This is a genomic window from Pseudomonas sp. NPDC089918, from assembly GCF_050280605.1.
In the GTDB taxonomy this organism is placed as follows: Bacteria; Pseudomonadota; Gammaproteobacteria; order Pseudomonadales; family Pseudomonadaceae; genus Aquipseudomonas.
The window spans coordinates 108,885-134,688 of sequence record NZ_JBNNVP010000008.1; the positions used below are offsets into that span (position 1 = coordinate 108,885).

At 59.9% G+C, this 25,804-nt stretch carries 26 protein-coding genes and 1 pseudogene; 14 read left to right on the forward strand and 13 right to left on the reverse strand.

The genetic code is table 11. From position 1 onward, the window contains the following. Positions 1-343: 343 nt before the first annotated feature. Positions 344-1,624 (forward strand): serine hydroxymethyltransferase, encoded by a 1,281-nt coding sequence (locus ACQKPC_RS08420; protein WP_427624134.1) that lies wholly within the window; start codon positions 344-346, stop codon positions 1,622-1,624. Positions 1,625-1,659: 35 nt separating this feature from the next. Further along, positions 1,660-1,854 (forward strand): hypothetical protein, encoded by a 195-nt coding sequence (locus ACQKPC_RS08425; RefSeq protein WP_427624082.1) that lies wholly within the window; start codon positions 1,660-1,662, stop codon positions 1,852-1,854. A 15-nt stretch (positions 1,855-1,869) separates the two neighbouring features. On the opposite strand, the gene ACQKPC_RS08430 is transcribed toward ACQKPC_RS08425, so the two are convergent. Further along, complete coding sequence (locus tag ACQKPC_RS08430; protein ID WP_427624083.1) at positions 1,870-3,369, reverse strand: PLP-dependent aminotransferase family protein; 1,500 nt, start codon at positions 3,367-3,369, stop codon at positions 1,870-1,872. Positions 3,370-3,502: 133 nt separating this feature from the next. Here ACQKPC_RS08430 and serC point away from each other — a divergent pair, with 133 nt between their 5' ends. The 5 genes from serC to glyA all read left to right on the forward strand — a co-directional run bounded on the left by serC (position 3,503) and on the right by glyA (position 9,325). Next, complete coding sequence (gene serC / locus ACQKPC_RS08435) at positions 3,503-4,585, forward strand: 3-phosphoserine/phosphohydroxythreonine transaminase (RefSeq protein WP_427624084.1); 1,083 nt, start codon at positions 3,503-3,505, stop codon at positions 4,583-4,585. 146 nt (positions 4,586-4,731) lie between these two features. Beyond that, entirely contained in the window at positions 4,732-5,982 is a 1,251-nt protein-coding gene (locus ACQKPC_RS08440) for a benzoate/H(+) symporter BenE family transporter (protein WP_427624085.1), read from the forward strand. Then, positions 5,982-6,800 carry a YggS family pyridoxal phosphate-dependent enzyme gene (locus ACQKPC_RS08445; protein ID WP_427624087.1) on the forward strand — a complete coding sequence of 273 codons (819 nt, stop codon included), beginning with the start codon at positions 5,982-5,984 and terminating at the stop codon, positions 6,798-6,800. Before ACQKPC_RS08440 ends, ACQKPC_RS08445 begins: the two co-directional genes overlap by 1 nt. A gap of 52 nt (positions 6,801-6,852) precedes the next feature. Beyond that, positions 6,853-8,025 (forward strand): aspartate aminotransferase family protein, encoded by a 1,173-nt coding sequence (locus ACQKPC_RS08450; protein WP_427624088.1) that lies wholly within the window; start codon positions 6,853-6,855, stop codon positions 8,023-8,025. 34 nt (positions 8,026-8,059) lie between these two features. Continuing rightward, positions 8,060-9,325, forward strand: coding sequence for a serine hydroxymethyltransferase (glyA, locus tag ACQKPC_RS08455; protein ID WP_427624089.1), 1,266 nt, complete (start codon positions 8,060-8,062; stop codon positions 9,323-9,325). 112 nt (positions 9,326-9,437) lie between these two features. Here the strand turns inward: glyA and ACQKPC_RS08460 are convergent, their stop codons facing one another. The 5 genes and pseudogenes from ACQKPC_RS08460 to ACQKPC_RS08480 all read right to left on the reverse strand — a co-directional run bounded on the left by ACQKPC_RS08460 (position 9,438) and on the right by ACQKPC_RS08480 (position 13,334). Next, positions 9,438-10,931 carry a YifB family Mg chelatase-like AAA ATPase gene (locus tag ACQKPC_RS08460; RefSeq protein WP_063342153.1) on the reverse strand — a complete coding sequence of 498 codons (1,494 nt, stop codon included), beginning with the start codon at positions 10,929-10,931 and terminating at the stop codon, positions 9,438-9,440. Positions 10,932-11,109: 178 nt separating this feature from the next. Next, on the reverse strand, positions 11,110-11,280 hold the full coding sequence (locus ACQKPC_RS08465; protein ID WP_427624090.1) for a hypothetical protein: 171 nt from the start codon (positions 11,278-11,280) through the stop codon (positions 11,110-11,112). Between the two features lie 34 nt (positions 11,281-11,314). After that, positions 11,315-11,776, reverse strand: coding sequence for an N-acetyltransferase (locus ACQKPC_RS08470; RefSeq protein WP_427624091.1), 462 nt, complete (start codon positions 11,774-11,776; stop codon positions 11,315-11,317). A 288-nt stretch (positions 11,777-12,064) separates the two neighbouring features. Next, a pseudogene (locus ACQKPC_RS08475) lies at positions 12,065-12,592 on the reverse strand (BRO-N domain-containing protein). Between the two features lie 475 nt (positions 12,593-13,067). Further along, on the reverse strand, positions 13,068-13,334 hold the full coding sequence (locus ACQKPC_RS08480; protein WP_007894783.1) for an accessory factor UbiK family protein: 267 nt from the start codon (positions 13,332-13,334) through the stop codon (positions 13,068-13,070). A 418-nt stretch (positions 13,335-13,752) separates the two neighbouring features. On the opposite strand from ACQKPC_RS08480, the gene glnK reads away from it, so the two are divergent. The 4 genes from glnK to sutA all read left to right on the forward strand — a co-directional run bounded on the left by glnK (position 13,753) and on the right by sutA (position 16,531). Further along, positions 13,753-14,091, forward strand: a complete 339-nt coding sequence (glnK, locus tag ACQKPC_RS08485; protein WP_002555808.1) for a P-II family nitrogen regulator — start codon at positions 13,753-13,755, stop codon at positions 14,089-14,091. 35 nt (positions 14,092-14,126) lie between these two features. After that, positions 14,127-15,464 (forward strand): ammonium transporter, encoded by a 1,338-nt coding sequence (locus ACQKPC_RS08490; RefSeq protein WP_427624093.1) that lies wholly within the window; start codon positions 14,127-14,129, stop codon positions 15,462-15,464. 214 nt (positions 15,465-15,678) lie between these two features. Beyond that, positions 15,679-16,104 (forward strand): secondary thiamine-phosphate synthase enzyme YjbQ, encoded by a 426-nt coding sequence (locus ACQKPC_RS08495; RefSeq protein WP_007989493.1) that lies wholly within the window; start codon positions 15,679-15,681, stop codon positions 16,102-16,104. A 103-nt stretch (positions 16,105-16,207) separates the two neighbouring features. Next, a complete protein-coding gene (sutA, locus tag ACQKPC_RS08500; protein WP_427624095.1) occupies positions 16,208-16,531 on the forward strand; it encodes a transcriptional regulator SutA in 324 nt (107 codons plus the stop codon). Positions 16,532-16,734: 203 nt separating this feature from the next. On the opposite strand, the gene ACQKPC_RS08505 is transcribed toward sutA, so the two are convergent. Genes ACQKPC_RS08505 through lptM form a run of 6 tightly spaced genes read right to left on the reverse strand, consistent with a single transcriptional unit; the run spans position 16,735 to position 21,339 of the window. Continuing rightward, the gene (locus ACQKPC_RS08505) at positions 16,735-17,439 is read right to left on the reverse strand and encodes an HAD family hydrolase (protein WP_427624097.1); all 705 of its coding nucleotides are present in this window, start codon (positions 17,437-17,439) and stop codon (positions 16,735-16,737) included. Further along, positions 17,436-18,335, reverse strand: coding sequence for a tyrosine recombinase XerC (gene xerC, locus ACQKPC_RS08510; protein ID WP_427624098.1), 900 nt, complete (start codon positions 18,333-18,335; stop codon positions 17,436-17,438). The genes ACQKPC_RS08505 and xerC overlap by 4 nt, the downstream gene beginning before the upstream one ends. 2 nt (positions 18,336-18,337) lie before the next feature. After that, complete coding sequence (locus ACQKPC_RS08515; protein ID WP_192345026.1) at positions 18,338-19,063, reverse strand: DUF484 family protein; 726 nt, start codon at positions 19,061-19,063, stop codon at positions 18,338-18,340. Between the two features lie 13 nt (positions 19,064-19,076). Further along, the gene (gene dapF, locus ACQKPC_RS08520; protein WP_427624099.1) at positions 19,077-19,907 is read right to left on the reverse strand and encodes a diaminopimelate epimerase; all 831 of its coding nucleotides are present in this window, start codon (positions 19,905-19,907) and stop codon (positions 19,077-19,079) included. A 4-nt stretch (positions 19,908-19,911) separates the two neighbouring features. Further along, positions 19,912-21,159: a diaminopimelate decarboxylase gene (lysA, locus tag ACQKPC_RS08525; protein ID WP_427624100.1), complete on the reverse strand. Its 1,248-nt coding sequence runs from the start codon at positions 21,157-21,159 to the stop codon at positions 19,912-19,914. Positions 21,160-21,168: 9 nt separating this feature from the next. Beyond that, on the reverse strand, positions 21,169-21,339 hold the full coding sequence (lptM, locus tag ACQKPC_RS08530) for an LPS translocon maturation chaperone LptM (protein WP_074871901.1): 171 nt from the start codon (positions 21,337-21,339) through the stop codon (positions 21,169-21,171). A gap of 329 nt (positions 21,340-21,668) precedes the next feature. On the opposite strand from lptM, the gene cyaY reads away from it, so the two are divergent. The 3 genes from cyaY to rnk all read left to right on the forward strand — a co-directional run bounded on the left by cyaY (position 21,669) and on the right by rnk (position 22,904). Then, positions 21,669-22,001, forward strand: coding sequence for an iron donor protein CyaY (gene cyaY / locus ACQKPC_RS08535; protein WP_063342162.1), 333 nt, complete (start codon positions 21,669-21,671; stop codon positions 21,999-22,001). A 4-nt stretch (positions 22,002-22,005) separates the two neighbouring features. After that, positions 22,006-22,224: a DUF1289 domain-containing protein gene (locus tag ACQKPC_RS08540; protein WP_081235258.1), complete on the forward strand. Its 219-nt coding sequence runs from the start codon at positions 22,006-22,008 to the stop codon at positions 22,222-22,224. A 269-nt stretch (positions 22,225-22,493) separates the two neighbouring features. Further along, entirely contained in the window at positions 22,494-22,904 is a 411-nt protein-coding gene (gene rnk / locus ACQKPC_RS08545) for a nucleoside diphosphate kinase regulator (RefSeq protein ID WP_008076120.1), read from the forward strand. Between the two features lie 7 nt (positions 22,905-22,911). Here rnk and ACQKPC_RS08550 read toward each other — a convergent pair whose 3' ends face one another. Further along, on the reverse strand, positions 22,912-25,758 hold the full coding sequence (locus ACQKPC_RS08550; protein WP_427624101.1) for a class I adenylate cyclase: 2,847 nt from the start codon (positions 25,756-25,758) through the stop codon (positions 22,912-22,914). Between the last annotated feature and the right edge of the window lie 46 nt (positions 25,759-25,804).

Consider the following 25,804-nt stretch of genomic DNA (forward strand, 5'->3'; position numbering starts at 1 on the left):
GCTCTGGCAAGAAGATCCGGCTAAGTCACCTGCTGGCAGTAGAAAAATACAGGGCAGGGCCGTGTCGGCGCAGATCTTAAGCACGCCATGGTCTTGCGTGGTAGTCCATTGCTGGCAAGGCAACCAGACCACTTTAAAAGGGCCCGGGGGCCCGTGCGTTTTCGCCCAAGGTATATGCACTCAGGCCGCATCGCACAGAAGTGGTCTGTAGAACTTGCATGAAATGGTATGTCTTGTCAGTCCATTAGCCGATAGGGTAGTCGCCAATTGATAAGCCCGCAGGCAGGTGCTGCTTGTTATTTAGCGTTCACCGACAGGAGTAAAAATGCCGCACTTCGCTCATATGGACGGGCACGTACTGCCGGTTGTCAGTGGCGTTAATTTGCCCCAGGCAGACCGGGATGTCTGGCGCGCAATCGACACCGAACGCCTGCGTCAGATGCACTCGATCGAGCTGATCGCCGCCGAGAATTTCGTCAGCCGCGCGGTGCTCGAGGCTCAGGGATCGGTATTGACCAACAAGCACGCCGAGGGTTATCCGGGGCGTCGCTACTACGCCGGTTGCCGCAATGTCGATGCGATTGAAGACATCGCCATCGAGCGAGCAAAGCGGCTGTTCAAGTGTGCTTACGCCAACCTGCAGCCTCATTCGGGTAGTCAGGCGAACCAGGCGGTATTCCTGGCATTGTTGGCTCCGGGCGACAAGATCCTGGGGCTTGACCTCAAGGCTGGCGGGCATCTGTCACATGGCGCCACGTTCAACATGTCCGGACGATGGTTCCAGGCCCTGAGTTATGGAGTGCATCCAGTTACCCATCGAGTAGACATGGACCAAGTCGAGCGGATAGCCCGGCAAGAGCGTCCCCGGCTGATGATCGTCGGCGCCTCGGCCTACTCGCGCACGCTGGACTTTGCCCGGTTTCGAAGCATTGCAGACGAGGTGGGCGCGTTCCTGATGGCTGACATCGGCCATGTCGCCGGCCTGGTCGCCGGGGGCGCCTATCCATCACCGATACCGTTCGCCCACGTCACCACGACCACCACGCACACCACGCTGCGTGGGCCACGCGGCGGGATGATCCTGTGCAACGAGCAAGCTATTGCGCAGAAAATCAACACGGCGGTGTTTCCCGGCCTGCAATGCGCTCCGCTGATGCACATCATTGCGGCAAAAGCGGTCGCTCTGGGTGAGGCGCTGGAGCCCTCTTTCAGCACTTATGCTCACGCAGTCGTCGCCAATGCACAGGTCCTGTGTGGCCGACTTGCCGAAGGTGGATTGTCGATTGTTTCGGGGGGCACCGACTGTCATCTGGGCGTCATTGACCTGCGGCCTTGGGGCCTTGCGGGCAATGTCGCCGAGCACGCCCTGGAACAGATTGGCATCACCGTGAACAAAAACACCGTGCCCAACGATGAGGCCAAGCCCACAGTGACCTCTGGCATTCGCCTGGGCAGTGCGGCCTGCACGTCGCGCGGCATGGGTACCGAGGAATTCCAGGAAATCGGCGACATGATCCTCGCCTTACTCGGCGGGGTGCGTAGCGGAACCATCGACAGCCGCACGGAGATGTCCATTCGTGAAGGCGTTGCCGACCTGACCAAGCGTTTCAGACTGCCTTATTAACCTCCCTCTGCTTTTTTGCCTGAAAAGGAATTCCAATGCCAGACATCAACCAGGCCCGCCGCTTTAGGGGAGCGGGAACCCCAAGGCTCAGGCTGCTCAACGCGGCCATCGTCGAGCCCTTGTACCGGCACCTTGAAGTGAACTTTGTCGCCTGCCCCAAAGGGATGAAGCGCGCGCGGATTGCCGCTGAGGCACAACGCCTGTTGATGAACTATGCCTTGGGCCACTAGCCGCTTGACGCTGCTCTACCTGGTTTTCAGCGCATTGGCCAAGCGCAGCATGGCGGCTTCGATTTCATAAGCGGTCAAGGACGAGTAACCCAATAACCAACCTTGTTTCTTCTGATCGCCGGCGTACAACCGGCTGAGGCCGGAAAGCTGCACGCCCGCGCTGGCTGCCTGGCGGATGGTTTTTCCCTCCGACCAGCCATCATGCAGCAGGCAGGGAATTTGCAGCCCGCCCTGGGGGCGCAAGGCGGTAACGATGCCGTCCAAGTGCTTGCCAATGGCGTCGAGCATGATGGATTGGCGCCCGGCATAGAGCTTGCGCATGGCCCGGACATGGGCGTTGTAATGGCCGTCTTCCATAAAGCGTGCAAGGGTCAGTTGCAGGATTTGGGGCGTATGGCCGTCCATCATGCTGCGCGCGTAGGTGAAGGCTTTGATCAACTCGTGGGGCAAGACCATGTAGCCCATTCGCAACCCGGGGTAGAGGGTCTTGCTGAAGGTGCCGAGGTAGAGGGTGCGCTGGTACTTGTCGAGGCCCTGCACGCAGGCGGTCGGTTGCCCGTCGTAATGAAACTCGCTGTCGTAGTCATCTTCGAGGATCCACTTGCCCTTCTCTGCGGCCCAGTTGATCAGCTCGAGCCGGCGTTCCAGCGGCAAGGTCGCGCCGGTGGGGTATTGATGAGAAGGCGTGACATAGACGCAGTTGGCGCCGCTGCGATCGGCGTACAGCAGGTCGGTGCGTATGCCCAGTTCATCGACATCGATGGGCAGAACCTTGGTCTCGGCGGTTTCAAAGGCTTTCCTGGCACCAAAATAACCCGGGTTTTCCAGCAGGATCGGTTTGCCGGCGTCCACCAACAACTGCGCACACAGAAAGAGGGCTTGGCGAGTGCTGCTCAGCACCAGGATCTGGTCTGCGGAGCACTTGGCCCCACGCTCGAGGTTCAAGTAGGTGGCGATGGCCTTGCGCAGCGGCTCGGCACCTTGCGGGTCGCCGTGCAACAGCACGTTGGCGCGATAGTCCTTCATCACCTGGCGTTGCAGGCGCTCCCAGACATCGGTGGGGAAAGTGCGGGTTTCCGGCAGGCCGGTCGCAAACGCTTTGATCACCTGCTGATCGGTCACGCCGCCACTGTCGAAGATCATCCGCCCGCGCTGGCTCAATCCCGCCCCCGGTGCCGCCTGGTTGCCTTTGACCTCTTGCGCCTTGATGCGTCGGCGCGCTGCGCCGCGCAAGTCGGTACCCAGCGTTTCACAGACATAACTGCCAGCCCCCTCGCGCCGCACGATAAACCCGTCGCGGTGCAGTTGCACATAGGCGTTCTCAACGGTATCGCGGGCAATCCCCAGTGACTTGGCCAAGACCCGAGTCGCAGGCAGCTTCAAGCCTGGGTCAAGGGCGCCCTCGAGGATCAATGCACGCAATGCGCGTTGAATCCGCTGGTGCAGGTCCAACAGCTGAAACTCGACATCGTTGAGGCGCATTTTGAGCGTTTCCAGTTCGAACGTTCTAGCCATGCGGTCTGCCTTGATTGAATAAATTGGCCTGTAGTAGCAGGCCATCCTATCCGTAGAATCCGCCCCTCGCCACTGCCTTTGCGCTCGGCGAGCACGTGCATTGCGAGCAATTTTGAACAGGGGTTACTCAGCTATGGCCAGGTCACACAACTTCAGCGCAGGCCCGACTGCGTTGCCGATGGAAGTACTTCGGCAAGCGCACGAGGAATTTTTTGACTTCGCAGGTACGGGTATGTCGGTGATGGAAATCAGCCATCGCTCCGAGGTGTTCATGGAGGTTGCCTACCAGGCCGAACAAGACCTGCGGAAAATTCTGCAGGTGCCCGGCGAGTACAAGGTGCTGTTCATGCAAGGGGGCGCCTCACTGCAATTTGCCCAGGTGCCGATGAACCTGTTGGGGGATAAGCGCACGGCGGACTATCTGCATACCGGCCTCTGGTCAGGCAAGGCCATTGAGGCCGCCCGGCGCTACTGCGACGTTCGCATCGTCGCCAGCAGCAAGGCGTCTGGTTTTGATCGCATCCCCGATGTGTCGGACTGGAACCTCAACCCGAACGCGGCCTACCTGCACTACACCGAGAACGAAACCGTACACGGCGTGCAATTCGTCGAGGCACCTGATGGCTTGGCGCCTTTGGTGTGCGATGCCTGTTCAAGCCTGCTTTCCAAGCCGATTGACATGGCTAAACATGGCCTTGTGTATGCCGCCGCGCAAAAAAACATGGGAGTAGCCGGGCTGACGGTGGTCATCGTCGAACCGGCGTTGCTGGATGCCGCGCAGACGTTCACCCCCGACATACTCAACTATGCGCACATCACCGACGCCCAGTCGATGCTCAACACCCCAGCGACCTTTCCTTGGTACCTCACCGGCCTGACGCTTAAATGGATTAAGCGCAGCGGCGGCCTCGATGCCCTTCACCGGCTTAATCAGGCCAAGGCCGAGTTGCTGTATCGCACCCTCGACGACAGTGATGGTTTTTACCGCAACAGCGTGCAAGCGCCATTTCGTTCGATCAATAACGTGCCATTCGTGCTCGCCGATGCAGCGCTGGAAAAGACCTTTGTGCAACGGGCCGAACAGGCCGGTCTCAACGGGCTGAAGGGGCATGCCTCGGTCGGCGGGCTGCGAGCCAGCCTCTATAACGCGGTCACGCTGCAGGCGGTCGAGGCATTGACCGACTTCATGAAGAATTTTGCCCGCGTGTATGGCTGAGGCAGGGATCGCTTTCAGTCACTGCAAGCGGTCTGGTAAGTGGTCTGGCCTTCTACGAGAAAGTGTAGGGGCAAAACATGCCATTTCAGCGCTATAAATCCCCTTACCCGGGGCCAACACCTCGTTTTGCAAGGAGCAAAGCAATCATGTCTTCTTCAGCATCCCCATCGCCCCTGCGTTTACGCGATCTTGTGCATCCGATCGTCGCCGGGCTGATTTCAGTCATCGTCAACTATGGCGGCACGTTCATCCTGGTTTTTCAGGCCGCCAAAGTCGCCGGGCTCAGCCCCGAGATGACGGCGTCGTGGGTATGGTCGGTGTCAATTGGCGTGGGTATTACCGGGCTGTTTCTCAGTTGGGTGAGTCGTGAGCCGATCATCACTGCCTGGTCGACACCCGCCGCGGCCTTTTTGGTCGTCGCGCTGTCTACTACGCCCTACGCCGAGGCAGTAGGTGCGTACATCATTTCAGCCGCCGCCTTCGTGCTGCTGGGTTTGTCCGGCTGCTTCGAAAAAGTCATCCGACTGATTCCGCCGGGTGTGGCTGCCGGGCTGCTGGCCGGTATCTTGCTGCAGTTCGGTATCGGCGCATTTGGTGGCATGAGTCTTGACCCGGTGTTGGTCGGGTTGCTGATTGCCGCTTACGTTTTGCTCAAGCGCTTTACCGCGCGCTACGCGGTGGTGGGCATTCTGGTGCTGGGGCTGGCGTATCTTCTGACGCAGGGCCGTGTAGAACTGTCGGGGCTGGCGCTGCAATTCGCGGCACCTGTATTCACCCAGCCCGAGTTTTCGATCAATGCGCTGCTCAGCGTGGCGCTGCCGCTGTTCCTGATCACCCTCACCGGCCAGTACATGCCGGGCATGCTGGTACTGCGCAACGATGGCTTCAGTACCAGTGCTAACCCTATCCTGACTGTCACAGGGCTGGGCTCCCTACTGATGGCACCCTTCGGTTCCCACGCCTTCAACGTCGCGGCCATCACGGCGGCCATCTGCACAGGCAAGGAAGCCTCGGAGGATCCGTCCAAGCGCTGGGTCGCCGGGGTTGCCGCGGGATTGTTCTACATCCTCGTAGGGATTTTCGGGGTGACCCTCGCCGCTGTGTTCATGGCGTTCCCGCCCACCTTCATTACGACGCTGGCCGGGCTGGCCCTGCTCGGCACTATCGGCGCCAGCCTGGCCAGTGCCATGGCTGACGTCAAAACCCGCGAAGCCTCGCTGATCACCTTTCTGGCGTGCGCCGCAAACATCACCTTGCTGGGGATCGGTGGGGCGTTTTGGGGATTGCTGATCGGTCTGGCGGCCTACGCCTTACTCAATGGGCGCTTGCCGCGTCGCGAGGCGGTGGTCATTCCGGCTGCCGACGCTGTTGTGACGACTAAAGGAGCCACCCACTGATGCTCGATCAATTGGAAGAAACCGTCACCCTGCACGAGCGTCATGGCCGTTACCCACAGCCCACCAGCGTCGAGGACTTTCGCCGCAACCTGGCAGCCGTGCAGCAGCGAATCGCCAATGCCTGTCAGCGGGTCGGACGTGATCCGGCGAGTGTGCGTCTACTGCCGGTCAGCAAAACCTTTGACGAAGCACATCTGCGTCTGGCCTACGCCGCCGGCTGCCGGCTACTGGGTGAGAACAAAGTGCAGGAAGCGCAGCGCAAATCGCAGGCCATGGCCGATCTGGCCGATCTGCGATGGTCGGTTATCGGCCACCTGCAAACCAACAAGGCCAAGCAGGTGGCGCGTTTTGCCAGTGAGTTTCAGGCGCTGGACAGCCTGCGAGTGGCCGAGGCTCTGGATCGTCGCCTGCACATCGAGGGGCGCCAACTGGATGTGTTCGTTCAGGTCAATACCTCCGGCGAAGCCAGCAAATACGGCTTGGCGCCCGAAGCCGTCGCAGACTTTTTGTACGCCCTGCCGGCGTTCTCGGCGTTACGGGTGCGTGGTTTGATGACGCTGGCGCTGTTTTCGGCCGACGTGGTCCGTGTCCGCCCTTGCTTTGTACGGCTGCGCGAACTGCGCGAGCGCTTGCGCCAGCACGCCCCGGCGGGCGTCGGGCTGGAGGAACTGTCCATGGGCATGTCTGGTGACTTCGAAATCGCCATTGAAGAAGGGGCGACCGTGGTGCGTGTCGGTCAGGCCATCTTCGGCGCACGTGCCATGCCGGATGCCTACTACTGGCCGACCGCGGATACCCATCCGGAAAGTGATGAGTAGTCGTCGCTACACCCTCCTAACATCTTGATCCAGCTCTACAGGAAGCCATCCGATGACCTCTGCACCTTCGTACCTCATGCACAACTATGCTCGTCAGCCGGTCTCCTTCAGTCGAGGCCAAGGAGCATCTCTGTGGGACATGCACGGGGTCGAATACCTGGACGCAATCGCCGGTGTGGCGGTGACCAGTCTCGGGCATGCCAACCCCGAAATTGCCGCCGCCATTGCCGAGCAAGCGGGCCAGTTACTGCACACCACCAACATGTTTCGCATCGAATGGCAGGAGCAGTTGAGTGAGCGCTTGTGCGTCTTGTCGGGCATGCAACGTGCCTTTTTTTGCAACTCGGGGGCTGAAGCCAACGAAGCGGCGCTCAAGTTGGCCCGACTCCACGCCAACGCCAGGCACGTGGCACAGCCACAAGTGCTTGTGATGGAAAACAGCTTTCACGGTCGCACTCTGGCCACCCTCGCGGCCACCGGGAACCCGGCCGTGCAGCGTGGCTTTGAGCCTTTGATGCCAGGCTTTCTACGGGTGCCTTACGACAACATCGAGGCGATCCGCGAGGTGGCGGCGCAATCACCCAACATCGTCGCGGTATTGGTCGAGCCCGTGCAGGGTGAGGGTGGTGTGCATGCCGCATCCACCGGCTATCTGCGGGCTCTGCGGCAACTGTGCGACGAGCACGATTGGCTGATGATGATCGATGAAGTGCAAACCGGGATGGGCCGCACCGGCGCCTGGTTTGGCTTCCAACACGCGGGAATAGTGCCGGATGTCATTACGTTGGCCAAGGCACTGGGCAATGGCTTTCCCATTGGCGCATGCCTGGCTCGGGGCAAGGCCGCTGAACTGTTTTCCCCGGGCCATCATGCCTCCACTTTCGGCGGTAATCCCCTGGCCTGCCGCGTGGGATGCACGGTACTCGACATCATGGAGCGCGATCACATCCCGCAGCGCGCAGCCACATCGGGCCGTCGGCTGCTGGCTGCGCTGCAGGAGGCGCTGGGCAATCACAGCGAGGTCGTTTCCATTCGCGGCCTAGGCCTGATGGTCGGTATCGAACTGAACCGTCAGTGTGCCGAACTAGTCGGCCGGGCGCGGGATGAACAACGCCTGCTGATAACAGTGACTCGCGGCACCACCCTCCGATTGCTGCCGCCGTTGATCTGTGAGGACTCGCAGATCGATGACATCGCAGCGCGTGTTACTCGGCTCTTCTCGTAAACCGGCTTACTTTCCCAACCAAGGACCCCTTCATATGTACGACTCAACGCTGACCCTTAAAGCATTCGACGCCGAGCTGTGTGAGGCGATTCATAACGAAGAACATCGTCAGGAAGACCACGTCGAACTGATCGCTTCCGAAAATTACGCCAGCCCTCTGGTGATGAAAATCCAGAGCACCGTGCTCACCAATAAATATGCCGAAGGCTATCCAGGCAAGCGCTACTACAGCGGCTGCGAATATGTCGATGTGGCCGAGCGCCTGGCCATCGAGCGGGTCAAGGCCCTGTTCAACTGCGACTACGCCAACGTGCAGCCGCATGCGGGTGCACAGGCGAACGCCGCGGTATTCCTGGCGTTGATCAATCCCGGCGATACGGTGATGGGCATGAACCTGGCCCAAGGTGGCCACCTGACCCACGGCAACCCTTCAAACTTCTCGGGCCGTCATTACAAGATCGTTCCTTATGGCCTTGACCCGGAGACGGGCTTTCTTGACTACGACGAGATGGAACGTATCGCCCTGGAAACCCGGCCGAAGATGCTGATCGGTGGTTTTTCCGCCTACTCCCGGTACAAAGACTGGGCGCGCATGCGGGCGATTGCCGACAAGGTCGGAGCCATTTTCTGGGTCGACATGGCCCACGTCGCAGGGTTGGTCGCCGCAGGAGAATACCCGGACCCATTGCCGCACGCCCATGTGGTCACCAGCACCACGCACAAGACCCTGCGGGGCCCACGGGGTGGCTTGATTTTGTCCAAGGGGCAAGATGAAGCATTCTACAAAAAACTCGATTCTGCGGTATTCCCGGGTGTTCAGGGCGGCCCATTGATGCACCAGATCGCCGCCAAAGCCGTCGCTTTCAAGGAAGCACTGAGGCCCGAGTTCAAAACCTATCAGACCCAAGTGGTGATCAACGCCCGGGCCATGGCGGCTGTGCTGCAAGAGCGGGGTTACAAGATCGTCTCCGGTGGCACCGATAATCACATGATGCTAATCGACCTGTCCGACAGGCCCTATACCGGCAAGGAAGCCGATGCGGCTCTGAGCAATGCCTACATCACCGCTAACAAGAACTCGGTGCCCAACGACCCGCGCTCACCGTTCGTGACTTCCGGGCTGCGCATCGGTACCCCAGCCATCACTACCCGTGGTTTCGGCGTGATCGAATGTAAACAATTGGCGGGCTGGTTGTGCGACGTACTGGACGCCCTGGAAAACGGCGACAGCGAAAGGGTCGGGCACCACGTGCGCGAACAGGTGGTGGAGCTCTGCCGCCGTCATCCTGTCTATCGTTAACCCTGTTACTCCGGGCTATTACCAGGCTGATGTCCATCATTGGGCGAAAAACCAGGCGCGCGGCAAGGCGCCTGGGACGAACGGGTGTATCCGATGCCAACCTGTTGCGTCTCTAGCTGGGGGCTGATGGCCGATATTGCAGTGCTTCGGCGACGTGGCTGCGACTGATAGCGTCTACTTGTTCCAGATCCGCCAAGGTGCGGGCGACTTTCAGTAGGCGGTGAGCAGCACGAAGCGAAAGGGTTAGTCGCTCGCAGGCGCTTTCCAGCCAGCCTTCATCTGCTTTGGATAACGCGCAATGCTGGCGTAGACCTGGCAGGTCGAGAAAGGCGTTGGCGCAGCCCTGACGCTGCTGCTGACGCTCCCGGGCCTGGGCGACCAGGGCAGAAGCGCTGGCCGTGTCGTCACCGGCCTTGATCGGGTTCAGCGCCGTGCTTTCCCGGGCTACGGTCAAATGCAGGTCGATGCGGTCAAGCAGTGGCCCCGAGAGTTTGTTGCGGTAACGCTGGACCATGTCCGGTGTACAACTGCATTTACCACTGGGCTCGCCAAGATATCCACAGGGGCAAGGATTCATCGCCGCGACCAGTTGAAAGCGCGCCGGGAAGCGTACGCGGTCCTTGGCGCGGGAGATCACGATGTGGCCGGATTCCAGTGGCTCTCTCAACACCTCCAATACCTTGCGGTCAAATTCCGGGAGTTCATCGAGGAACAGCACGCCATGGTGGGCGAGGGTGATTTCGCCGGGTTGCGGTTTTGAGCCGCCGCCTACCAGTGCCGGGCCTGAAGCGGAGTGGTGTGGCTGTCGGAAGGGGCGCTGTGGCCAATGACTCAACGGCACACAACTGGCGACGGATTGAATCGCCGCGACTTCCAGCGCTTCACTCTCGGCCAGTGGCGGTAACAGCCCCGGCAGACGACTTGCCAACAACGTTTTCCCCGTCCCCGGCGGACCGCTGAACAAAAGGTTATGAGCACCCGCCGCCGCAATCAGCAACGCGCGCTTGGCCGCGAGTTGCCCCTGCACTTCATTCAAATCGGGGTAGGGTTTGCTGGCGTAGAGCAAACCATTGGAAGCGTAGGGGGCGATGGGCGTGTGGCCATTGAAATGCGCGACCGCTTCAAGCAGATGATCCACCGCAATCACCTTCAACCCCGAAGCCAGGCACGCCTCCTCGGCATTCGCCCGCGGCACCACCAACGTGCGCCCGGCCTTGCGCGCTGCCAGCGCTGCCGGCAACACCCCACGAACCGCCCGCACCGCGCCCGATAACGCCAGCTCTCCCAGGCACTCCACATCATCCAGCGTCAACGTCGGCACTTGCACGCTGGCCGACAGAATTCCCAGGGCAATCGCCAGATCGAACCGTCCGCCGTCCTTCGGTAAGTCGGCAGGGGCGAGATTCAAGGTGATGCGCCGTGCCGGAAATTGCAGGCCGGAATTGATGATCGCGCTGCGCACCCGGTCTTTGCTTTCCTTCACGGCGGCTTCGGGCAAACCGACCATTGTCAGTGACGGCAACCCGTTGGCCAGGTGGACTTCTACGGTAACGGCGGGCGCTTCCACGCCAACCTGGGCGCGGCTGTGGACGATGGAGAGGGACATGGTCGTTCCTTGAGCTGTACAGGGACCGCTTCCTGCGGTTTTTGAAGGGTAGTAGGGGGAGGGGGATTTGGTGGGATGTTTGGGGCGACAAACTTTCACTGGATGTTGCGAATCCCCATGCACGCCAATTACGAGGCGAAAAAAAACCGCCATTAAGGCGGTTTCTTCAAAATAATCCTCAAGCTCTTCCACCAGCGAGCAGGCCGCTAGGCTCAAGTTCTTTTCCGTAAGCTGCTGCGACCTCAAGAAACCGACGTTGATTGGCCGACACATTGCCGGCTAGACGGATTGCTTCGGCGTGAAACTCAACAATTTGTAGCAGCTTGGCCTTTCGCTTTTTGGGGCTCATACAAACCTCGTGTGTTTGGATGCATGTGTTGATGTTATTGGCCGTCCAGGTAAATGACAAGGCGGCCGGTCTGGTCGAAAACAAATCCGAGTTGTTGATAGTAAAAAACAACATTCGGATCAGGATCCTGTATCTCGATCTCTTTGCATCCCAGCATCCGTGCATATACATCTGTAACTGATAGCGCCATAGGGGCGATCCAGCCGCGTAGCGGATGCATTTTGTCCGGGTGGCCCTGCAAAAGGATGACCTTGACACAGATTGTGCTTCTTCGCGGAGTCGCATAGCACAACCCACATAGCTTCTGCTCATACCAAATCGCTAAATCCAAGCCTTTATCATCTTTGCACTTCCAGTCCTGAATCTTATCCCATGGGTAAATTGCTGCTCCTTCCCATAGGTGGCATGCATCAATAGCGGCAGAGGTAATCGGGTCGAACTTCAATGCTGATTCGTCGAATTTTGAAGCTTGAGGAGCGATGTCCTTAACAAACATTTTGTATGCGAGCTTTCGCGCGTTCGATCTAAAAGTCTGGTTGCGAAGTTCAGTTCTTTTCCCATTTCTTCTCATCGCTTTTGTTCTGGTTGAATCAAGGCGAGAGAAGGTATCGAAGACGGGGATGTCTACGTAATCAGGTGCAGGGGACAGTGGTTGTAGGACGGTACTTACGTGAGTGAAGGACGTTGGAACCAACGGACTATCCATAGGCTGGCGCAGAAAATGGCTACTGCAATGATTTACGTGGCCATAGAGATTCGGGAGTTCTCTGAGGCAGCAGCGTACTCAAAAGGACTGCAGCATCCGCGAAGCCCTTTTCCACCAAGACCCCACCGCCGGGCGTGTTGCCTGTTCCCGATCAGCCAGCAGCTGCGGCACATCCTGCAACCGAATCTACGGCTGGTTGTTCCAGTGCAGCAAACTCAATGACATCTGCGGCCAATTCAGCAGGCTCAGAAAAGGGCGCTCTGTTGAGGCGGGTTGTTGGGCGTCTCTGAGGGCTGGCACTACGTCGTGGGTCAGCCATTCGCGCAGGCCTCGGTATTCGGGGCAGTAGTGGTAAACCAGTAACGCGTAGACGCCGGATTCGCTGATCAGCAGAGTGTTTTCGATGGCTCCGTGGATGAGCATTTGTACGGTTTGGTGTTGGTCGGGATCGAGTTTGCGTAGCGCTCGTTCGTCGAGGAAGAGGCGGAGTAGGCGGCCGAGGTCTCGGGCGCTGAACCAGGCTTGGTTTTCCAGGAGGAGGGCGTGGAGGTGGAGTTTGTGGCGGGTGAAGATGTGGGGAATCAGATAAGCGTCATCGCTATTCATTGATACAGCTCCTTTTGCAAAAGGGGCTGCCGTCAATCGTCGCCAAACGATTGGGTGGCAGCTGTACGCGGGTTGGCGAACCGGAGCAAAAGGAACCCGGCAGACCCGAAGATCTCCCACGCACAACCGCCATGACTCGATGTGGCGGGAATAAGCCCGCCATCGGATGGTCGTCGTGCGCCTTAAGCTTCCGGGTCGCCAAACCCAGTGCTGAACATTCAGCATTGGGTGAGCTTAGAAACCGGGGCTTTGCGACGCAATCGGACGGCGGTGGTTTTCTTGTAGGACGTTGCCGGGGTTATTGAGGGCTTAAAGATCAAAAGATCGCAGCCTTCGGCAGCTCCTACAGAACACATTGAATGATCGTTCCCACGCTCTGCGTGGGAATGCATCCCGTGACGCTCTGCGTCACATCTGGAGCGGAACGCGGAGCGTCCCTGGCAGCATTCCCACGCAGAGCGTGGGAACGATCGGATTACTCGGCGTCAGCAGGTGGGTTGAGCTTCGCTTCCAGCTCCGCCACTTTCGCCTCAAGGCTCTCCAACCGTGCACGGGTGCGTGCCAGCACGACCATCTGGCTATCGAACTCTTCCCGGCTCACTAGATCCAGCTTGCTGAAGCCGCTCTGCAACAGAGCCTTGAACTGGCTTTCGATTTCGCTTTTCGGCAGTGGGGTGTCGCCGCTGAAGAGGCGGGAGGCGGTGCCGCTCAGGGCGTCGAGGAAGTCTTTGGGCGCGAGCATGGGAAATGTTCCTGTCAACAATGGCGGGCAGTGTATCACGCAGTGTCTATAGTCAATCTCGGCAGCTGCGATGCACGCTTTTCGCGCAGTCGAGTGGGCAGCCGCGCACTGTTGTTGTGCGTAACGGTTGCGTCAATCGGGTGAAAGGCTCTTCGGCAGCGGCCAACGTATTGAAATCAATGGGTTTTGGATAGATGGCAAGCTTTCTGCTTAGTCGCTGGTGACCCATGCACTGATGCAGTCGCTGTGACGAATGCAGTGCGCCAAGCGGAACGGGGGAAGTTTCGTGCGGAGTGGTTAGCTGGCGTCGGACGGGCAGGTAAGGCCGAACGATGCGTTACAAAGCCAGGCACTGCGCTTAGACTTGAGTCGGGTTTGTTTTCCTGGGGCAAGTCCACCAATTCGGGAGAGAGTTTTCATGAAGCTAGTCACTGCCATCATCAAGCCGTTCAAACTGGACGACGTGCGCGAGTCGCTGTCCGAGATCGGCGTGCAGGGCATTACCGTTACTGAGGTCAAAGGCTTCGGTCGGCAGAAGGGTCACACCGAGCTGTATCGCGGCGCGGAGTACGTGGTCGATTTTCTGCCCAAGGTGAAGATCGATGTCGCCATTGACGACAAGGATCTGGACCGGGTTATCGAGGCGATAACCAAGGCCGCCAACACCGGCAAGATCGGTGACGGCAAGATCTTCGTGGTCAATCTGGAACAGGCGATTCGCATCCGTACCGGCGAAACCGATACCGACGCAATCTAAGCCGCCACAAACCCAACGCCCCAGGAGAAAACAATATGACTCTGCGTAAAATCGCAGGGCTAGGAGCCCTGTTGTCCCTCGTAATGCCCGTCCTGGCCATGGCGGCAGACGAAGTGGCGGCCCCAGTCCTCAATTCCGGCGATACCGCCTGGATGATGACCTCGACAGCCCTTGTGCTGTTCATGACCATTCCCGGCCTCGCGCTGTTCTACGGCGGCATGGTTCGCTCGAAAAACATTCTTTCCGTGATGATGCAGTGCTTCGCCATTACCGGTCTGATCAGCATTCTGTGGGTCATTTATGGCTACAGCATTGCGTTCGACACCACCGGCATGGAGCAGGGCGTCGTCAACTTCAACTCGTTCTTCGGCGGCATGGGCAAGGCGTTCCTCGCCGGTGTCACGCCTTCGAGCCTGACCGGCCCCGCGGCACTATTCCCCGAGGCGGTCTTCATCACCTTCCAGATGACTTTCGCCATCATCACCCCTGCGTTGATCGTCGGTGCTTTCGCCGAGCGGATGAAGTTCTCCGCCATGCTGATCTTCATGGGCATCTGGTTCACCCTGGTTTATGCACCGATCGCGCACATGGTCTGGTCCGGTAACGGCGGCCTGATGTGGGACTGGGGCGTTCTCGACTTCGCCGGCGGCACCGTGGTGCACATCAACGCCGGTGTGGCTGGTCTGATTGCCTGCCTGGTGTTGGGCAAGCGTAAAGGTTTCCCGACCACCCCGATGGCCCCGCACAACCTCGGCTATACCCTGATGGGTGCGGCGATGCTGTGGTTCGGCTGGTTCGGCTTCAACGCCGGTTCCGCTGCCGCCGCCAACGGCACTGCCGGCATGGCGATGCTGGTCACCCAGATCGCCACCGCTGCGGCGGCGCTGGGCTGGATGTTTGCCGAGTGGATCACCCACGGCAAACCAAGCGCACTGGGTATCGCTTCGGGTGTGGTGGCCGGTCTGGTTGCAATCACTCCGGCGGCAGGCACCGTGGGTCCAATGGGCGCTCTGGTGATCGGTCTGGCGGCGGGCGTGGTGTGCTTCTTCTGCGCCACCACCCTGAAACGCAAACTCGGTTATGACGATTCCCTGGATGCCTTCGGCGTGCATGGTATCGGCGGTATCCTCGGCGCAATCCTGACCGGTGTGTTCGCGGCACCATCGCTGGGCGGTTTCGGTACCGTTACCGACATCGCTGCTCAAGTCTGGATCCAGTGCAAAGGCGTGGGCTTCACGGTGATCTACACCGCGATCGTCACCTTTATCATCCTCAAGGTCCTGGACGCTGTCATGGGTCTGCGTATCACCGAGGAAGAAGAAGCTGTCGGCATCGATCTGGCGCTTCACAACGAACGCGGCTACAACTTGTAAGCACGCGCATGAAAAACTTGCCCGGCTTGCCGGGCATTTTTTTGTCTGGAATTTGTCAGTGAAGGAAGGGCTGAAAGGTTTTTTCATACACGTTCAGTCCCGTTTACGACGGGCGTTTTTCTGCGGCCAATGGCTTACACGATTGAAGGAATATTAGGGCCTTTGTTTTTTTCCAGAGCGCGCTAGAATGCGCCCCGAACGTGCGGAGAACTGTATGTGGCAACAGACTCTGATCACCTTGCGAGCACGGCCCCGGGGCTTTCATCTGGTAACGGACGAATTACTCGCTGGCTTGCCTGAACTCAAGGCGTGTCGGGTCGGTCTGTTGCATTTGTGGCTACAGCATACCTCGGCGTCGTTGACCATAAACGAGAACGCCGATCCGGCGGTACGTCGCGACTTCGAACGATTTTTCAATCGTCTGATCCCACAAGGAACAGACGGCTATGAGCATAACGACGAAGGCCTGGACGACCTCCCGGCGCACTTCAAGGCCAGCGTACTTGGCTGTCAGCTCAGTTTGCCGATCTCGGCAGGCCGACTGGCGTTGGGGACCTGGCAAGGTGTTTATCTGGGCGAGCACCGTGATCATGGCGGTGCCCGTAAAGTCCTCGCCACCGTGCACGGTGAAGGGGCATAAAACCGCTGGTTACCAGCGGTGGTTGATTTTTTTCCGGCAGCCGTCGACAGACGGCAAAGCTGGGCTATAACTAATCTGCTTTTCGCAAGTCATGAGGTAGAACATGAGCGACGATGATCTGGAAAACGACGACCTCGAAGTAGGCGACGAAGATGAAACCGAAGAAGGCCTTGAAGCGGCGGTAGAAGACGTCGCTGAAGATGACGGCGGTGATACGCCCGTTCCGACTGCCAAAGGCAAGGCCAAGGCTGCGGTATCGGTCGATGAACTGCCGAGCGTTGAAGCCAAGAACAAGGAGCGCGACGCCCTGGCCAAGGCCATGGAAGAGTTTCTTGCGCGGGGCGGCAAAGTGCAGGAAGTGGAGGCCAATGTGGTCGCCGATCCTCCCAAGAAGCCTGATAACAAGTACGGCAGCCGGCCTATCTAAGCGCCTGCTTCTTGCTTGCTGAAAAAGCCCGCCGTCGCTGCGGGCTTTTTCATGGGTGGAATAAAAATCTTGGGCAGGGCGCGATCCAATGTGGGAGCGGGCTTGCTCGCGAAAGCGGTGTGTCAGCCGACATCAAGGGTGGCTGACGGGGCCCCTTCGCGAGCAAGCCCGCTCCCACATTGTATTTGTGTACTTACACAGGATTAGTGTTGGGCATTCCACCGCGCCAACAACCCCGGCAATTCGTTCAGGCTACGAATCTCGGCATCTGGCACCTTCTCGGCTTCCCACACCTTGCCCGCCGGGTTAAACCAGATCGCACGCAACCCCGCCTGCTGGGCGCCGGCAATGTCATCGCCGGGATGGTCGCCAATATGCACCGCTGTTTCGGCGGTTGCGCCTCCACGCTGCAGCGCTTCATGAAACAGTCGCGCATCGGGCTTGGCGATGCCGATGTCTTCGGCGCACAGGGCAAACTTGAAGTAATCCGCCAGCCCCAATCGACGCACATCGGCATTGCCGTTGGTCACCACGCCTAAGGCGTAATGCTTGGCCAGCGTCTCCAGCGTCGGCTCCACTTCAGGGAACACTTCGATCTGATGCCGCGCATGCAGAAACACTTCGAAACCCTGATCGGCCAGGTCGGATGCTTCGATATGTCCATAACCGGCTTCTTCCAGCGCATGGAACAACACCCGCCGACGCAAGGCACTGATGCGGTGCTTGAGGCTCGGTTCGTTGCTCAGCACGCGCTCGCGAATCGACCACAGGTGTTCCACCGGTACCGCGCCCAGGTTCGGTGCATGCTCGGTCAGCCATTCACGCAATACGACTTCGGCGCTGGCGATCACCGGGGCGGTGTCCCACAGGGTGTCGTCGAGGTCGAAGGTGATCAATTGGATGGTCATGAATCATCGCCTTTAATGCGTTTGGCCCGTGGATGGGCGCTGTCGTAGACCGTCGCCAGGTGCTGGAAGTCCAGGTGGGTGTAGATCTGGGTGGTCTTGATGTCCGAGTGGCCGAGCAGTTCCTGCACCGCCCGCAAGTCCTGAGAGGACTCCAGCAAATGGCTGGCGAAGGAGTGTCGCAACATGTGCGGGTGCAGATTCTGCCCCAGTTCGCGCTCGCCGGCAGCCTTGACCCGTACCTGAATCGCCCGTGGACCGAGACGCCGGCCTTGCTGGCTGACAAACACTGCGTCGTCCGCCGGGTTGGTCATTGCCCGCAAAGGCAACCATAGCTCTAGTGCTTCGCGAGCCTTTTTGCCCACTGGCAACAGTCGAGTCTTGCTGCCCTTGCCGAGCACCTGGACCATGCCATCAGCCAGGTCCAACTGATCAAGGTTGAGCCCGGTCAGTTCCGAAAGCCGCAGGCCGGAGGAATAGAACAGTTCCAGAATCGCCTGATCCCGACGCGCGAGAAAATCATCCTCTACCGCGCCCTCAAGCAGTTGCAGTGCGCGATCGGTGTCGAGGGTCTTCGGCAGGCGACGTTCGCCCTTGGGCGGGGCCAGACCATTGGCTGGGTCGTGATCGCACAGACCTTCGCGGTTCAGATAGTGATAGAGCCCACGCACCGCCGACAGCAACCGCGCCAGACTGCGGGACGATTGACCTTGGGCATGCAGGCGAGCGATCAGGCTGCGCAGGCGCTGGATGTCCAGTGCGGCCCAACTGCTGATGTTCTGTTTGATGCACCAGCCCAGCACTTTGTCGAGGTCGCGGCGGTAGGCGTACAGCGTGTGCGGCGACACCTGCCGCTCACTGCGCAGGTGTTCGCAGTAAGCGTCCAGTTGTCGTTCCATGGTCAGCGTACCGAGCGCAGGGAGCTGTTGACCCGTGGCAGCACGCGGCCCATGACTTCGGCGATGTAACTCAAAAACAGCGTGCCCACCGAGCTCTTGTAGTGCTGCGGATCGCGGCTGGCGATGGCCAGGACGCCATGGATGCCCTGATGGCTAATGGCGACGACGGCGGTGGAGCCGATCTGCTTGCGCTGTTCTTCACCGAACAGGAAGTCCAGTTCATGCTCACGCAGGCTGCCGCTGACGCTTTTGTCTTCAGAGAGCAAGCCGCCAATGGCCGTTTGCGCTTCGGCATGCGTCACCCACCGGCCCACCGGCATCGGGTTGTCGCCGAGAAGGATCAGACTGACGAAGGGCACCTGGAAGTCTTGCCGCAGGCTGTCTTCAACGCTGATCACCACATCTTCCAGGCTGGTGGCGTCCATCAGCGCGAGGATCAGGCGGCGGGTCTTGTCGAACAGTCGATCGTTGTCCCGGGCTACGTCCATCAAGTGCGAGAGGCGATGACGCAACTCGATATTGCGGTCGCGCAGAATCGTCATCTGGCGTTCGACCAGCGAAATGGTGTCGCCGCGCTGGTGCGGAATGCGCAGCGCCGGGAGTAGTTCTTCGTGCTCGATGAAGAAATCCGGATGAGCCTCCAGGTACGCGGCAATCGCCGCCGCCTCAAGGCTTTCGGAAGGGGATTCGTCGGGCTGTAGGGCGGGAACCTGAGGCTTGTCGGTCATGGATTTGGCTCACTCAAAGACGCACTTGTCCTTCGTATACGCGCACTGCCGGGCCGGTCATCATGACCGGTTGGCCTGGGCCTGCCCATTCAATGGACAGACGCCCGCCGGGCAGGTCGATCAATAGCGGCGAATCCATCCACCCCTGGCTGATCGCGGCCACTGCGGCAGCACAGGCGCCGGTTCCGCATGCCTGGGTTTCCCCGGCCCCGCGTTCCCAGACGCGCAACTGCGCACGGCTCCGGTCGATGACCTGGAGAAAACCGACATTGACCCGTGCAGGGAAGCGCGGGTGATGTTCGATTTTCGGCCCCAGTTCATGCACCGGTGCGTTGTTGATGTCGCTGACCCGCAACACGGCATGGGGGTTGCCCATGGACACCGCGGCCAGTTCGACCGTGGTGCCGTCGACGTCAACTTGATAGCTCAGGGCCTGGCTCGGGGCGTCGAATGGAATCTCGGCCGGCACCAGGCGCGGGGCGCCCATGTTGACGCTGATCTGGCCATCGTTGCGGATGTCCAGTTCGATGATGCCGCTTTTGGTCTCGACGCGAATCAGCCGCTTGGCGGTCAGGCGCTTGTCGAGCACGAAGCGGGCGAAACAGCGCGCACCGTTGCCGCACTGTTCCACTTCGGAGCCGTCGGCGTTGAAGATCCGATAGCGGAAATCCACGTCCGGGTTGCTCGGCGCCTCAACGATCAGCAACTGGTCGAAGCCGATGCCTGTGTGCCGATCGCCCCATTGCTTTGCGTGCTTGGGCAGGATGTGCGCGTGCTGGCTGACCAGGTCGAGGACCATGAAATCATTGCCCAGGCCGTGCATCTTGGTAAAACGCAGCAGCATGGTTTTACTCCGGCAGCAGGCTTTCGCCAGCAAACAACTCGGCTACCGTCTCACGGCGACGCACTTCAAATGCCTGATCACCGTCCACCAACACTTCAGCGGCACGGCCACGGGTGTTGTAGTTGGAACTCATGACAAACCCATAGGCACCGGCCGAATGCACGGCCAACAGATCGCCTTCTTCCAGGGCCAGCTGACGATCCTTGGCCAGGAAGTCGCCGGTTTCGCAGATCGGGCCGACGATGTCGTAGGCGCGAGCGGCGCTGCTGCGCGGGCGCACGGCGGTGACGTCCATCCAGGCTTGATACAGCGCCGGGCGGATCAGGTCGTTCATGGCCGCGTCGACGATGGCGAAGTCTTTGTGCTCGGTATGCTTGAGGTACTCGACCTGGGTCAGCAGCACGCCGGCGTTGGCGACGATGAAACGGCCCGGCTCGAACACCAGCGCCAGGTCACGACCGTCGAGACGCTCGCGCACGGCTTTGATGTAGTCGGCAGCCAATGGCGGCTCTTCATCGCGATAACGCACGCCCAAACCACCACCGAGATCGATGTGGCGCAGGTAGATGCCGCAATCGCCGAGGCGGTCTACCAGGCCCAGCAGGCGGTCAAGGGCATCGATGAATGGCGGTAGGGTGGTCAGTTGCGAACCGATGTGGCAATCGACGCCGACCACTTCCAGGTTAGGCAGTTGCGCGGCACGGATGTACACGTCTTCGGCGTCGGCGATGGCGATGCCGAACTTGTTTTCCTTGAGACCGGTGGAGATGTACGGGTGAGTGCCGGCATCGACGTCCGGGTTCACACGCAACGAGATCGGCGCGCGAACGCCCAGCTCGGCGGCCACTACTTGCAGGCGTTCGAGCTCATCGGTGGACTCGACGTTGAAGCAGTGCACGCCGACTTCCAGCGCACGACGCATGTCGTCACGGGTCTTGCCGACACCGGAGAACACGATCTTGTCAGCAGTGCCGCCAGCGGCCAGTACGCGCTCCAGTTCGCCACGGGAAACGATGTCGAAACCGGCGCCCAAACGTGCCAGGACATTCAGTACGCCCAGGTTGGAGTTGGCCTTGACCGCAAAGCAGACCAGGTGCGGCATGCCGGCCAGCGCATCGGCGTAAGCCAGGTACTGGGCTTCGATGTGGGCACGGGAGTAGACGTAAGTCGGTGTGCCAAAGCGCTCGGCGATGGCGGACAGGGCAACCCCTTCCGCGAACAGCTCACCGTCACGGTAGTTAAAAGCGTCCATAGCGTTCCCTTAGTAGACGTCGTGCTTGTGGGCTTTCGACGGAGTCTGCTGCGACGATTTGGCTTGCTCTGCAGGGTCCTGATTTTCATCAGGCAGGTACAGCGGGCCTTTTTGACCACAGGCCGACACAAGGCAAGCAACCGCGACGAGCGCAGCAAGGGAAGAGATCAGGCGCTTCATGGCGAAATCCTTGAAAATGCGTTAATTGCGCCGGAGTATACCGGCCACCCGGCAGCTTGCCTATGCGACGCGGCTCCCGTCCGGCGGGCCTTCGCCTGATGCCGGTAAGTTATGTGCAGTCCATTGTGGGAGCGGGCTTGCTCGCGAATGCGGTGGTTCAGTCAACAAACATGTTGGATGTGCTGGCCCCTTCGCGAGCAAGCCCGCTCCCACAGGTACAGCGCTACCATATCGATATCGACGCTTGATCGTTATCCTTTGCAATCACCGGGGCTCGCCCGTATCTTGCGGCGCTTGAGCGTGAGTAGACACTTTTTGAGGTTCCCGCAATGAGTTTGACCGAAGCCCGTTTCCACGACCTGGTCGATGCAACCCAGCAGACGCTGGAGGATATTTTCGACGAGAGTGGCCTGGATATCGATCTGGAGAGCTCGGCCGGTGTGCTCACCGTCAAGTTCGAAAGCGGCAGCCAATTGATCTTCAGTCGTCAGGAACCGCTGCGTCAGCTGTGGCTGGCGGCGGTGTCCGGCGGCTTCCACTTCGACTATGACGAAGAGAGCGAACGCTGGATGTGCGACAAGAGCGAAGAGCAACTGGGCGAAATGCTCGAGCGCATCGTCAAGCAGCAAGCCGACGTCGAACTCGATTTCGAAGGTCTGTGAGATCGTGACCCAGCCCGCTCCCGTTCGTCCGCCAAAACCGCTTTACAGCAATGTCAGCCCGGCGGTGCCGTCGCCGTGCAGCGGTGTGTGTCGGCTGGATGAGCAGAAAGTTTGTCTGGGGTGTTTTCGCCATGTCGAAGATATTCGCGAATGGCGTTCGGCCGACGATGAGCGGCGGCGAGTGATTTGTGCGCAGGCTGCACAACGCAAAGCTTTGGCTTAAGGGCTTTTGTGGCGAGGGAGCTTGCTCCCGTTCGGCTGCGCAGCAGTCGTGAACTTTTCGGGGCCGCTGCGCGCCCCAGCGGGAGCAAGCTCCCTCGCCACAAAGTTACTCGCCAACCCTAAAGAGTGCGTTCAGCGGCCTCACTTGTATATTTATTGAGCTGTGATAGTGTCCAGAGACGCCTCAACCCATCGAGGCTCGTGAAAACCCCGCCTTTTTCTGGCGGGGTTTTGCTTTTTTCGTGCAGAAGAAAGGAGTCTGCCCTGATCATGACCGCACCTTCCATCACCCTTACCCGTCTGGACGTGCAACGTCTGGAGCGCCTGATCGACAGCCTGGATGACACGCTGCCGGGCGTTATCGCGCTGCAAACCGAACTGGATCGCGCCGATACCCTGGTCGGTCACGATGAAGTGCCCGCCGATGTCGTGACCATGAATTCCCGTGTGCATTGCCGTGAAGAGAGCAGCGGCAAGGACTATCACCTGACCCTGGTTTACCCCAAGGATGCCAACGCCGACGAAGGCCGGATTTCCATTCTGGCGCCGGTGGGCAGTGCTTTGCTGGGCCTGAAAGTCGGTCAGCACATCGACTGGCCGGCACCGGGCGGCAAGACCCTCAAACTGACTTTGCTGGAAGTCGAATCGCAACCTGCCAATGGCGGCGCCTTCCCGGAATGACATCCCTTCAGACCTGCTCGAGCGCCTCGTTCAAGGCGCGCTCCAGGTCGGCCTTGTAGCGCAGATACAGATGGCTTGAACCCTGACCATCACCGAGCAGGCCCGACAGGTCCAGGTCGGTGATGTAGCAGCGATAGCGTTCGGTCTCGCGGCGCTGTTCGACGATTTCCCGGGCGACTACGCTGAACAGTTCGTCGCCATGTTCCAGCTCTGAAAATTCCCGCTGATTGCAATACAGAGTGACCTGCACCTGCCCTGGTGCGGCTTTGCCGACGATGGCCTGCACGTCATAGAACGGTTTGTTGACCGGGGTTTGCGGTGCCGGTCGGGCTTCTACCCGACGCGCCCGCGCGGAGCCTGAAGGCAACAACTGGTAATACAAAGTCTCCAGGCTCAGCGGCTGAGAGGTGTCCATCGGCAGCAAGGCATCGCGCCGGTACTGAATCGATTGCAGGAATCGTTGCAGTGGCACCAACAGGCTTTGTTCGTCGTGATAGGGCAAGCGTTGCTGCCACAGGGCATTGAATTCATCCAGTACATACACATCGGCCTGGTGTTCGTTGATCCGGTAGAACACCTGAACGCAATCGGGTTGCCCCATGGGCAGGATCAGCGCCAGGTCATGGTCTTCCAGTGCCATCGGGTCCAGATGAAACGGGCTGTAGCTCGCCAGTTCTTCGCCGAGGTAATCGAACAGCGCCGGCAGGGTGGCGAGGGCAATGTGATTGACCTGGCCCGGCACCAGCTCCAGCACGTGGTAGTGCTGCTGGACCTGAATCAGGTAACGATGATTGAGTTTGCTCAGCAGCAGGTTCTGCGCGGTGTCGAGGATTTCTTCGACCCGCCGGGCAATGAATTGTGCGCGGTTGTGACAGAAGCAACGCACCCGCAGCTTGGGCTGTTGTGGCCCGTCCGGCAGATTGTTGAGGTAATCGCGCAGGCAGTCGAGCAGGGCGTGGGGGCCGTCAAAACGGCTGACCAGCACCTCGTTCCAGCTATTGAGCGTGACCTGATCCAGGGTCAGCACCAGGTTTTCCCGCACGCCGGCGTAGCTCAGCGAGTCGGTGCGCTCGGTGGTCATCAGGATGTTCAGGTCGCGATGGTGCTTGAGCGGGTCGATGCCGACGTTCACCAGAATCAGTACTTCGCTCGGCACACTGGCGCGCAGCAAAGGCTCTTCGGCGACAGTGGTCAGGGGCAGGGCGATGCTTTGTTGCAGGCTGCCAAGCAGGTTGAAGAGTTCGAACTCGCTCAAGTCGCTGGTGCCGGGGTGCAGGGCCAGGCGGGTGCTGCTGTCGATCACGCCGTTGCGGTGGCACCAGGTGAGCAGTTCCAGCAGCTGGCGGCTGCGCTTGATTGGCGCGAAATGCTCCCATTCGTGGGCGGCCAGGCTGCCGTTGTACAAACCCCATTGGGTTTGCCCCGGTTCTTTCTTGTTTGGCGCCTGCACCAGCGTCAAGGTGTCTTCGGCCAGATCAGGGGCGATGCCCGGGTTGATGAATTCGACCTTGTCGGCCTTGCGCTCGAAGGCTGCGTACAACCGCCGGCCCAGCACATTGAGGTCGCGCTTGTTGATCAGGCTGACGGTCTGCTCGTTGCGGGCAAACTGCGTCAGGAAGCGATAGCTGTAATTCAGTTCGCCAACCAGGGTTCGGCGTTCGGCGCTGACCTGGCGGACTTTCCATTGGCTGCGGCTGTCGAGCAATGCGAGCTGACGCTGATCCCACTGCCATTCGTTGGCCAGGCGTTCGAGCAATGAACGCTGCCAGCTCTGGGTGCGACCGCTGCTGCCGGTGAGCTTGCGGTTGACCTTCAGGTACAGCGCGCGGCGTACCAGCTCCAGGCGTTCCGGTTCGCCCCGGGCTGTGAGGTACTCCTCGATGCGCCGGTAAACCACGACGTATGGATCCAGTTCGTCGAGGTCCAGTCGATTGGCAAACACCGCCTGCTTGAAACGCAGGCTCAGGCACTGGACCTTGGGGTGTTCGCTGGCGTAGACCTCGGTCAGCAGCAGTTTGAGCACTGATTTGTACGGTGACTCGATGCCCTTGAACAATTGCCAGAGCCCGGCACCGATGAACTCCCCGGGCGGGATGTACGACAGATGCCCCAGGTCCAGGGTTTCGTCGGCACGGATGAATCGCTTGGAAAGCAGCGTGTGGGTGTAACGGTCGTACGCGGCCTCCTCGTAAATCGGCACCAGCCACCAGATGGGTGTGCGGCCAGCCAGCCAGATCGCGGTGCGGTAGAACTCGTCCAGCAGCAGGTAGTGCTGGGTGGTGCCGCAGTCTTCCGAACTCAGTTGGGTATCGCGCTCGCCGAGCACGAAGCGAGCAGGGTCGATCAGGAAGAAATGTGCCTCGGCACCCTGGCTGGCGGCCCATATTTCAAGCAACTGGCATTTCTTGCGCAGCTCGCTGAGTTCGCTTTCGCTCAAGTCCGGCCCGTGACAGACCCAGACGTCCATGTCGCTCTGATCGGCCTGGGCCAAGGTACCGAGGCTGCCCATCAGGAACAGGCCGTGAATCGGTCGCGGCGGGTTGCTGCCGTGGCGTGGCTTGTAGGAAAACGAGCGGGTCAGGCGCTGGGCTTCGGCGAGTGTATTGGCGTCAGGTTCGAAATTCGACAGCCCGGCCGGGGTGCTACCCGAAACGTAACCCGGCAACAACGGATGATTGACGTGGAAAAACAGCGGCAGCAGGGTCAGAACCGTTTGCTGGCGGGTCGATAACCCTTCCATGGCACGGGCCATGCGGCCCTCGTTGAGCTTCAGAAAACGGGCGCGCAGCTGGCTGAGAACCTTACGGTCGATTCCCTCGTCCAGATCGGGGCGGATTTCATGGGTGCGGGTCATGTCAGCTCAATCCGGCTCGCGGGGCTCGGACGTGGTGGGCTCGGGA